This window comes from Shimia sp. (genome assembly GCF_041624275.1).
In the GTDB taxonomy this organism is placed as follows: domain Bacteria; phylum Pseudomonadota; class Alphaproteobacteria; order Rhodobacterales; family Rhodobacteraceae; genus Shimia.
Genome location: NZ_JBFJVE010000140.1, coordinates 1 through 8,712, shown reverse-complemented (window position 1 = coordinate 8,712; position 8,712 = coordinate 1). Strand labels below are relative to the sequence as shown.

Annotated in this window: 9 protein-coding genes; 5 read left to right on the top strand and 4 right to left on the bottom strand. The window is 65.5% G+C overall.

Annotated features, from left to right (window positions below; translation table 11 throughout):
- The first annotated feature begins 292 nt into the window (after window positions 1-292).
- Window positions 293-814 carry a CatB-related O-acetyltransferase gene (locus ABZD10_RS11220; protein ID WP_372886562.1) on the top strand — a complete coding sequence of 174 codons (522 nt, stop codon included), beginning with the start codon at window positions 293-295 and terminating at the stop codon, window positions 812-814.
- A gap of 139 nt (window positions 815-953) precedes the next feature.
- Complete coding sequence (locus ABZD10_RS11215) at window positions 954-1,799, top strand: alpha-1,2-fucosyltransferase (RefSeq protein ID WP_372886561.1); 846 nt, start codon at window positions 954-956, stop codon at window positions 1,797-1,799.
- 112 nt (window positions 1,800-1,911) lie between these two features.
- On the opposite strand, the gene ABZD10_RS11210 is transcribed toward ABZD10_RS11215, so the two are convergent.
- Together ABZD10_RS11210 and ABZD10_RS11205 are read right to left on the bottom strand one after the other, a co-directional pair.
- Window positions 1,912-3,063, bottom strand: a complete 1,152-nt coding sequence (locus ABZD10_RS11210; protein WP_372886560.1) for a M24 family metallopeptidase — start codon at window positions 3,061-3,063, stop codon at window positions 1,912-1,914.
- Between the two features lie 139 nt (window positions 3,064-3,202).
- Window positions 3,203-3,859, bottom strand: coding sequence for an RluA family pseudouridine synthase (locus ABZD10_RS11205; protein WP_372886558.1), 657 nt, complete (start codon window positions 3,857-3,859; stop codon window positions 3,203-3,205).
- Between the two features lie 102 nt (window positions 3,860-3,961).
- On the opposite strand from ABZD10_RS11205, the gene ABZD10_RS11200 reads away from it, so the two are divergent.
- Both ABZD10_RS11200 and ABZD10_RS11195 read left to right on the top strand, forming a co-directional pair.
- Window positions 3,962-4,372 (top strand): nuclear transport factor 2 family protein, encoded by a 411-nt coding sequence (locus ABZD10_RS11200; protein WP_372886557.1) that lies wholly within the window; start codon window positions 3,962-3,964, stop codon window positions 4,370-4,372.
- Between the two features lie 99 nt (window positions 4,373-4,471).
- Window positions 4,472-5,197: an SGNH/GDSL hydrolase family protein gene (locus ABZD10_RS11195; protein WP_372886556.1), complete on the top strand. Its 726-nt coding sequence runs from the start codon at window positions 4,472-4,474 to the stop codon at window positions 5,195-5,197.
- 10 nt (window positions 5,198-5,207) lie between these two features.
- On the opposite strand, the gene ABZD10_RS11190 is transcribed toward ABZD10_RS11195, so the two are convergent.
- The gene (locus tag ABZD10_RS11190) at window positions 5,208-5,600 is read right to left on the bottom strand and encodes a hypothetical protein (protein WP_372886554.1); all 393 of its coding nucleotides are present in this window, start codon (window positions 5,598-5,600) and stop codon (window positions 5,208-5,210) included.
- Between the two features lie 91 nt (window positions 5,601-5,691).
- Here ABZD10_RS11190 and ABZD10_RS11185 point away from each other — a divergent pair, with 91 nt between their 5' ends.
- Window positions 5,692-6,285, top strand: coding sequence for a TetR/AcrR family transcriptional regulator (locus ABZD10_RS11185; protein ID WP_372886553.1), 594 nt, complete (start codon window positions 5,692-5,694; stop codon window positions 6,283-6,285).
- Between the two features lie 49 nt (window positions 6,286-6,334).
- On the opposite strand, the gene ABZD10_RS11180 is transcribed toward ABZD10_RS11185, so the two are convergent.
- The coding region (locus tag ABZD10_RS11180) for an FAD-dependent oxidoreductase (RefSeq protein ID WP_372886551.1) at window positions 6,335-8,712 on the bottom strand (2,378 nt) is incomplete at its 5' end.

The following is an 8,712-nucleotide window of genomic DNA, read 5'->3' as shown; positions in this document are numbered from 1 at the left end:
AGTCCGGCAACGGCCGCGAAGGCGGCGTCTGGGGCATCGAGGAGTTCTGCGAGGTCAAGGCGATCTCGGGCTGCCCCTGGGAATGAGCCGCACCAAATGACGACAGGAAACGCCGGGGTCCGCTCCGGCGTTTGCCGTTTTTTGCGCCTGAGCGCTGCGCAGGCCCCGGGCCAGCTGCCGGATCTCGCGCAGGGTTATTTGTCCGCAGGGCGCGGCCATTGGTTCATTTCCGCAGGAAACCGGATTACTCTGCCCGCAGAATGTCGAACAGGGAAGGTGTCGGAAGCTCACGATGAAACAGTTCAAGATGCGCAGGCGGTATCCGGACGTCAAGATCGGCAGGCATTCTCAGGTCAGCAAGGACACGATTATCGGCGCCCATTCCTATGTCGGGCTGCATTGTTTCGTCACCAAGGCTCGGATTGGCCGCTACGTCTCCATCGGCAACTTCGTCTCGATCGGCAACGGGGAACACGACCTGAAACGCGTCTCCACCGCCAGCATGTTCTATGACGATGGATACGAGGTTCTGACCCGCGGCGATTGCGTCATCGACGCCGACGTATGGATCGGTGTCGACGCCATCATCCGCCGCGGAGTCCACCTCGGGCATGGCTGTGTCATCGGGGCCAATTCCTTCGTGAATCGCGATATTCCGCCCTTTGCCATCGCCGCGGGATCTCCGGCGCGGATCGTCGGCCATCGCTTTCCCGCCGAAATCCAGGAACAGATTCTGGCCTCGGGCTGGTGGCTGAAGGAACCAGCCGAGGCCAAGGACATCATCAGAAGGCTCGAGACGGAACTGGATCTCTAGCCGAACCCGCCTCGGGTCGCGGGAAACCGGCGGGCTCCTCCGCTGGCAACACAGATCGCGCGGCCCCGTTTTCCTCCTCGCCCGCGCGCGGCGGCTCTGCTAACTAGGCCCTGTCCACGCCGAAAGGAAACCACGCACCATGATCTTCGCAAGGCTGTTCGGCGGGCTCGGCAACCAGATGTTCCAATATGCCGCCGGCCGCGCATTGGCGAGCCGTCTGGGCACCGACCTGGCGCTGGACCCGCGCAGCCTCGAGGCCCGCGGCACCCGCCCGCTGACGCGGATCTTCGACCTCGACATCACCGATGCCCCGGCGCTGCCGCCCGCGAAAGGCGACGGGCTGCTGCGCTATGCAATGTGGCGCGGCTTGGGCCGCAATCCGCGCTTCCGCCGCGAGCACGGCCTCGGTTTCAACCCGGGCTTTTCCGACTGGTCCGACAACAGCTACCTGCACGGCTACTGGCAAAGCGCGCGCTATTTCTCGGGCATCGCGCCGCATCTGCGGCGCGCCTTCGTCCCGCGGCCGCAAGCCTCCGAGGAAAACGCCGCCATGGCGGCGCGGATCCAGGCCACCCCGGCGGTCTCGCTGCACGTGCGGCGCGGCGATTACCTGGCGCTGGGCGCCCATGGGGTCTGCACCGAGGCCTATTACCGCGCCGCCGTCGACCATATCGCCAGCCGCATGACCGAGACCCCGACCATCTTCGTCTTTTCCGACGACCCCGGCTGGGCCCGTGACAACCTTCCCCTGCCCTTCGAAAAGCTGGTGGTCGACCTCAATGGCGCCGAGACCGATTACGAAGACCTGCGCCTGATGAGCCTGTGCCGCCACAACATCATCGCCAACAGTTCCTTTTCGTGGTGGGCCGCATGGCTCAACGCCAACCCCGACAAGATGGTCACCGCCCCGGCCACCTGGTTCGCCGCCAGGTCGATGCACAACCCCGACATCCTGCCCGACACATGGCACAGGATCGCGGCCTGACCCGGCCTGCGCTTTCTCTTGCCGCAAATATCCTGGGGTGAGGCAGGCGTGCGCCGCACGCCGGCCGAGGGGCAAGGCCCCTGTCAGCCCCCGTCCGGTTTCGAAACCCGGCTTACAGAACCACCTCCTGCAACCCCTTGGGATGATCTGTCACCGCTTCGTAGCCGTCTTCGGTGACGATGAAACTGTCGCCGACCTGGGCCCGGAACCGGTCCGTCGACACCGACCCGTCCACCGCGAACACCATGCCGGGCTGCAGCACCGTCTTGTCCCCTGTCACCAGCTGCGGGGCTTCAAGAAAGCTGAACCCCGTGGCGCGACCGCAGCGGAAAGGAAACTCGTAGCCGGCGCTTTGAATCACTTCAGCATAGGCCGCATGCACGCTTTCCGCCGTCACACCGGGGCGTAGCGCGGCCAGGGCGGCCTGCTGGCTGGCCAGGGCCACCTCGTAAACCTGCGCCTGCGCAGGCTCGGCGATCTCTCCGATCCAGAAGGTGCGGTCAAAGCCCAGCTTGAAACGGTGGAAATTCGTCATGCCGCAAAAGCACAGGAAAACCGGTTCGCCGCGCCGCATGATCCGATTTGTGGCCCGGTGGTGGGTGCGCGTGATGGTGTCGCCCGACGCCATGATCTGCAAGAAATGCGTGTTGGGGGACATGGTCGCGTCCTGATAATGCGCCGCCAGCAGGTCCGCCGCCTTGCGGGTGCCGGCCTGCGAGGTGGCAATCGCCACTTCGAACTCGGGCACGCCGTCACCGATCGCCGCGCGCCCCGCTTGCATCATCGCCCCGGCCACCTGTCCGGCATGGCGCGCCAGTTGCAGCTCTTCCGGGGATTTGATCATGCGCATCCGGGTCAGTAGCGGTGTGACGCTGGTGAGCCGATCCGCCGTCACCAGGTCATCCACATGGGCGCGCACCAGCGGTGGCATGTGGGCCGGTTCTATCGCCACCCGGCCCGCGCCGCGCAGCGCCCCCGGCAGCTCTTGGCGCCATTCGGTGCCGACGCCGTCGTTCCAGGCCGCGATGCGCCCGACCCGGGCGGTGTCCCGGGCGGTGTTCAGATCGATGACCGGGGTGATCAGCAGGCTGTCACCGTCACGTGGCACGACAAGAATCGTCGGGCGGCCGAACTCCATATGCAGGTAGTCGTAATAGCCGGTCAGGTAATAGACATTGTCGTCATCGGTAATCAGCGCCACGTCGATATCTGCCGCCTGCATCCTGCGGCGCAGCTCTTGCATGCGCGAGTCGAACATCATCATCCCGTACCTCCTGAAACCCACCCTGTCGCACAAGGACACGCGTCAGAGCCCGCCATCGCGGGGGTTACAGGGACTCTATCGGATCGGGGCCTGTCTGATCGCCTGAAAACGACCTATCCGTGCCGCGACAGCGGGCGAGCTAGAACGGCACCTTAGCGCGAAAACTCATGCCCCGCCCGCTCTCGGGGTGGCTCAGGCGCAGCTCCTGCGAATGCAGCATCAGCCGCGGGTGATCGTCGCGCGCCGGGCCCGAGGCATAAAGCGGATCGCCAAGGATCGGGTGCCCCAAAGCCAGCATGTGCACCCGCAACTGGTGGCTGCGACCGGTCTTGGGCATCAGGCGCAGCCGGCTTTCGCCATCGCCTGCCTTCAGCAGCCGCCAGTCCGTCACCGCCGGTTTGCCCCGCGCATGATCCACCATCTGGCGCGGCCGGTTGGGCCAGTCGACGATCAGCGGCAGGTCCACGGTGCCCGACGTCCCGCTCACGATCCCCGCCACCCGGGCAACATAGGTCTTCTTGGTGCTGCGCTTTTCGAACTGCATCGACAGGTGGCGCTGGGCGTGCGGGGTCTGGGCAAAGACCATGACGCCGCTGGTGTCCCGGTCCAGCCGGTGCACCAGAAGCGCGGTGGGAAAGGCCAGTTGCACCCGGGTCAGCAGGCAATCGGCCAGATGCTCGCCGCGCCCCGGCACCGACAGCAGCCCGGCGGGTTTGTTGACCACCACGATCTCGTGGTCTTCGTGCAGCACCTCGAGCGGGTCCTGCGGCGGGGTATATTCTGAGGAAACAGCCATGCGCCCGCTTTAGAGGCCCCGGCGGCGATGGGCAACCCGACGTCAGCCTTGCCCGCAACCCGGGTTTGGGCACTCTGGCGGGCAGACACAGGAGAATTCGAGATGCACCCAACCATTCAGCGCATGACCGAGATCGTGGCCTCGGGCGACGACAGCCGGATCATCGAGATCCTGGCCGAAGAGGTGAAGTTCCTGCCCCCGACCTATTGGAAGACCTGGACCGGGCGCGAACCCTGCGCCGCGATCCTTGGTCATGTGGGCCAGATCTTTCAGGATTTCGAATACCGCCGCATCATGGGCGAGGGCAAGGACTGGGCGCTGGAGTTCCAGTGCCGCATCGGCGATCTCGACGCGGTCGGGGTCGACCTGATCACCCTCGGCGAGGACGGGCTGATCGACACTTTCGAAGTGGTGATGCGGCCCTATAAATCCGTCGGGCTGCTGCGCGACGCGATGATGGAGCGGGTGATGAAGGATCCGCGTTTCCTGAAATACCGCGAAGCGCTAAGCTGACACCACCGCTCGGCCAAGCCTGCGGGCGCGCTTTCGGGCGGGCCTCGGGCCCGGCCTCTCAGCCAGCCGCGGCGCGACACCCATGGGCGGAGGGGGATGATGAAACCGGCACCTGACCTCGTTCTGCGGCCGCTTCTGGCCCCGCTTCTGCTGGCGCAGGGGCTCTGGGTCAGGACGCGGGCCATGCGCCTGCCCGAACCCGCCGGGCCGCGATCCGGCGGGCCGGAAGGGGACGGGGGCAATGGCAGCGGGCTGCGGCTGCTGATCCTCGGCGATTCCTCGGCCGCCGGCGTCGGGGCCGGCTCGCAGGGCGCGGCGCTGGGCGCGCAGCTGGCGGATGAACTGTCGGGGGATGGCCCGCTGTGCTGGCATCTCGAGGCCGCAACCGGCGCCACCACCCGCGACACGCTGCTGGCACTGCCCCGGTTGCCGCAAAGGCAATTCGATCTGGCGCTGCTGGTGCACGGGGTCAACGACACCACCCGCTTCGTCTCGCCCAGCCAGTTCCGATCCCGCCAGAACGCCCTGATCGAGGCGCTGCGCAGCCGGCACTCGGTGCGGCGGTTCATCCTCTCGGGGGTGCCGCCGATGCAACAGTTCCCGCTGTTGCCGCAGCCCCTGCGCTGGGTTCTGGGGTGCCATGCCGGCCGGTTGGACCGGGAACTGGCGGAACTGGCCAAAGGCAGGCCCGACATCGCGCATCTGGCGCTGGACCTGCCTTACGAGCCGCATCTGGTGGCGGCGGACGGCTATCACCCCTCCGAAGCCGCCTACAGTCTCTGGGTCGCGCAACTCGCCCGGCTGATCCGCGACCAGCCGGGCTGAGACGCAGCCGTCAGACCGCCGCCGGAAGGGTCCGGCGCGCTGCCGCACTGCGACCGCGCAGCGTGGCGGCAATGAGCGCCGCCACCGCAAGCTGCCCAGCCAGAACCGCCGGCCAGATCAGCGCGAACTGCGCATCGAAGTATTTCTGCGGCCCGAAGGACACCAGCGCCATCAGCGCGGCAAGGCAGGACAGCAGCCTGCCCACGGTGCTGCCGGTGGGGCCGACGGTGATCGCCGCCAGCGCCGTCGCAATCGCGGCGCCAATGAAAGGCCCGATGGCGAACAGCGGCGTTGCGGCCGGGGGATGCGGCGCGACCCCGGCAAATAGCGATCCCAGCATGATGGCCTGCAGGGCAATAAGAGCCACCAGGGCGGCGGTGGCGTTGCGGTCAGTCGTGGTCATCTCTGTCTCTCCTTTGGCGTAATGATGTGTACGGTTGCATCTATCCGTAATCATGGTTACGGTACGGGTCAAGCGAAAAAGGAAAGACATCATGCGCGACGACGCCAAGGCCACCCGCCAGGACCAGATCGAGCAGGCAGCCTACGAAGTGCTGGAAGAAAAGGGCTTTGGCGGCACCTCGATGCTGGCGATCGCCCGTCGGGCAAGGGCATCGAACGAGACGCTTTACAACTGGTATGGCGACAAGACCGGGCTGTTCCGGGCCCTGGTGGCGCGCAACGCGGAAGAGGTCAAAACCCTGCTGGCTGCCCAGGCATCAGGCAAGGATGCCATGGCCAGCCTGGGGGCCATGGGTCCGGTCTTGCTGCATATGCTGACCGGGCCGCGCGCGGTGGCGCTGAACCGGGCGGCTGCGGCCGACCCCAGCGGCACGCTGGGCCGGGCGATCGCGGCCGAGGGCCGCAATACCGTGGCGCCCCTGATCTCGGGCCTGTTGTGCCTGGCGCGCGAGCAGGGGGCGCTGCGCTTCGACGATGCGGAAGAAGCCACAGATCTGTACCTCGGCCTGCTGATCGGTGATCTGCAGATCCGGCGGGTCAGCGGCCACATGCCGCAACCGCCTGCCGAGACACTGTCGCGGCGCTCCGAAACGGCCCTGACCCGCCTGCAAAGACTGCTGGGTTAGGCTGCGGTAGCAATTCGTCCTGCAGAAGAGCGCCGGCCGGGTCGGAGCGTCAGACCTTCACGCGCTCGGACTTGGGGTCATACATCGGCTGCAACGAGGCTTCGGCGCGCACGCGGGTGCCCATGACGTCGATTTCATAGGACGAGGCCAGAACCTCGGCCGCCTTCTCCCCTTCGCAGGGCACATAGCCCATGCCGATCGCGCCTCCCAACGTGTGGCCGTAGTTGCCCGACGAGATATAGCCGACGATCTCACCGTCGCGCAGCAGCGGCTCATTGTGGAACAACAGCGGCTCGGGATCGGTCAGCTTGAACTGGACCAAGCGCGACTTGGGGCCGGTTTCCTTGCGGTCCATCACCGCTGCCTTGCCGATGAAATCGGGCTTGTCGGCCTTGACCGCAAAACCGAGGCCGGCGTCCACCACATGGTCTTCGCAGGTGATGTCATGGCCGAAATGGCGGAAGCCCTTTTCGATGCGGCAACTGTCCATCATATGCATGCCGCAAAGCTTCAGCCCCATGTCCTGCCCGGCGGCGTGCAGCACTTCGAACGCATGACCCGCCATGTCGGCGCTGACATAGATCTCCCAGCCCAGCTCGCCCACATAGGTCACGCGATGGGCGCGGGCCAGACCCATGCCCAGCTCAATCTGTTGCGCGGTGCCAAAGGGGTTGCTGGCGTTGGAGAAATCAGCCGGCGACACCTTTTCCAAGAGTTTCCGCGCATTGGGGCCCATCACCGCCAGCACGCCTTCGCCCGGCGTGACATCGGTGATGACGACGTTGAAATCCCCCTTGTGGCGCTGCATCCAGGTCTGGTCGGCCAGACGGGTCGCCGCCGGGGTGACCACCAGATAGGCCGTTTCCTTCAACCGGGTCACGGTGACATCGGCCTCGATGCCGCCACGGCTGTTGAGGAACTGGGTATAGACGATCTTGCCCTTGGGCACCGAATAATTGCCGCCGCCGATATAGTTGAGGAAGGCCTCGGCATCCGGGCCCTCGACGCGGATCTTGCCGAAGGACGACATGTCATACATGCCGACATTCTCGCGCACCGCGCGGTGTTCTGCGGCCGCGTTCCCGAACCAGTTCTGGCGCTTCCAGCTGTATTGGTATTGGCGTTCCTGGCCCTCGTTGGCGAACCAGTTGGCGCGCTCCCATCCCGCCAGTTCACCCATCACGGCACCCTGTTCCAGCAACTGGTGATGGAACGGCGTGCGCCGCACGCCGCGCGCGGTGGCTTTCTGGCGATAGGGAAAATGGTCGGCATAGAGCAGGCCCAGAGTCTCTTTCGAGCGTTCGAACAGATATTGCCTGTTGCCCTGAAAAGGCTGCATGCGGCTGATGTCGACATCACCGAGATCAAAGGGTTTCTCGCCCGTATCCATCCACTGTGCCAGCGCCATGCCGGCGCCACCCGCCGACTGGATGCCGATCGAGTTGAACCCGGCGGCAACCCAGACATTGTCCATCTCGGGCGCGAGGCCCAGATGATAGGCATCGTCGGGCGTAAAGCTCTCCGGGCCATTGAAGAAGGTGTGGATGCCTGCATCGGCCAGCATCGGCATGCGGTTGATCGCATCTTCGAGGATCGGCTCGAAATGGTCGAAATCCTCGGGCAGCTGGTCAAACTCGAAACTGTCGGGGATACCATCCATCGCCCAGGGTTTGGCGTCGGGCTCAAAGGCGCCAAGCATCATCTTGCCGGCGTCTTCCTTGTAATAGGCGCATTCATCCGGCACCCGCAGCACCGGCAATTGGGTCAGGCCTTCGATGGGTTCGGAGACGATATAGAAATGTTCGCAGGCATGTAGCGGCACGTTGACACCGGCCATGCGCCCCACCTCGTGGCCCCACATGCCGGCACAGTTCACCACCATGTCGCATGCGATATGCCCCGAGGCCGAGCCGTCATCGGCCACCCAGTCAACGCCAGTGACCCTGCGGCCCTGTTTGACGATATCAGTGACCTTGATGCGTTCCTTGACGATGCCGCCGCGTTGCCGGGCGCCCTTGGCCAGGGCCAGCGCGATATTGGCCGGGTCGCCCTGCCCGTCGAGCGGCAGATAGACCGCGCCGACCACCCCTTCGAGGTTCAGATGCGGATACATTTCCTGCACCCGGTCGTTGGAAATCTCTTCGACCTCGACACCAAAGGCGCGCGCCATGGCGGCCTGGCGATAGATCTCTTCCTTGCGCTCTTCGGTCAGCGCCACGGTGATCGAGCCGACCCGCTTGAAGCCGGTGGCCACCCCGGTTTCCGCCTCGAGCGCGCCATAGAGTTCCTGAGAGTATTTCGCCAATTTGGTCATATTGGCCGTGGCCCGCAGCTGCGCGATCAGCCCGGCCGCATGCCAGGTGGTGCCGCTGGTCAGCTGCTTGCGCTCCAGAAGCACCACGTCTTCCCAGCCGAGTTTCGTCAGGT

Coding starts and splice junctions, on each gene's coding strand:
- ABZD10_RS11220 (WP_372886562.1), top strand. CDS start 293: ATGAAACAGTTCAAGATGCGCAGGCGGTATCCGGACGTCAAGATCGGC.
- ABZD10_RS11215 (WP_372886561.1), top strand. CDS start 954: ATGATCTTCGCAAGGCTGTTCGGCGGGCTCGGCAACCAGATGTTCCAA.
- ABZD10_RS11210 (WP_372886560.1), bottom strand. CDS start 3,063: ATGATGATGTTCGACTCGCGCATGCAAGAGCTGCGCCGCAGGATGCAG.
- ABZD10_RS11205 (WP_372886558.1), bottom strand. CDS start 3,859: ATGGCTGTTTCCTCAGAATATACCCCGCCGCAGGACCCGCTCGAGGTG.
- ABZD10_RS11200 (WP_372886557.1), top strand. CDS start 3,962: ATGCACCCAACCATTCAGCGCATGACCGAGATCGTGGCCTCGGGCGAC.
- ABZD10_RS11195 (WP_372886556.1), top strand. CDS start 4,472: ATGAAACCGGCACCTGACCTCGTTCTGCGGCCGCTTCTGGCCCCGCTT.
- ABZD10_RS11190 (WP_372886554.1), bottom strand. CDS start 5,600: ATGACCACGACTGACCGCAACGCCACCGCCGCCCTGGTGGCTCTTATT.
- ABZD10_RS11185 (WP_372886553.1), top strand. CDS start 5,692: ATGCGCGACGACGCCAAGGCCACCCGCCAGGACCAGATCGAGCAGGCA.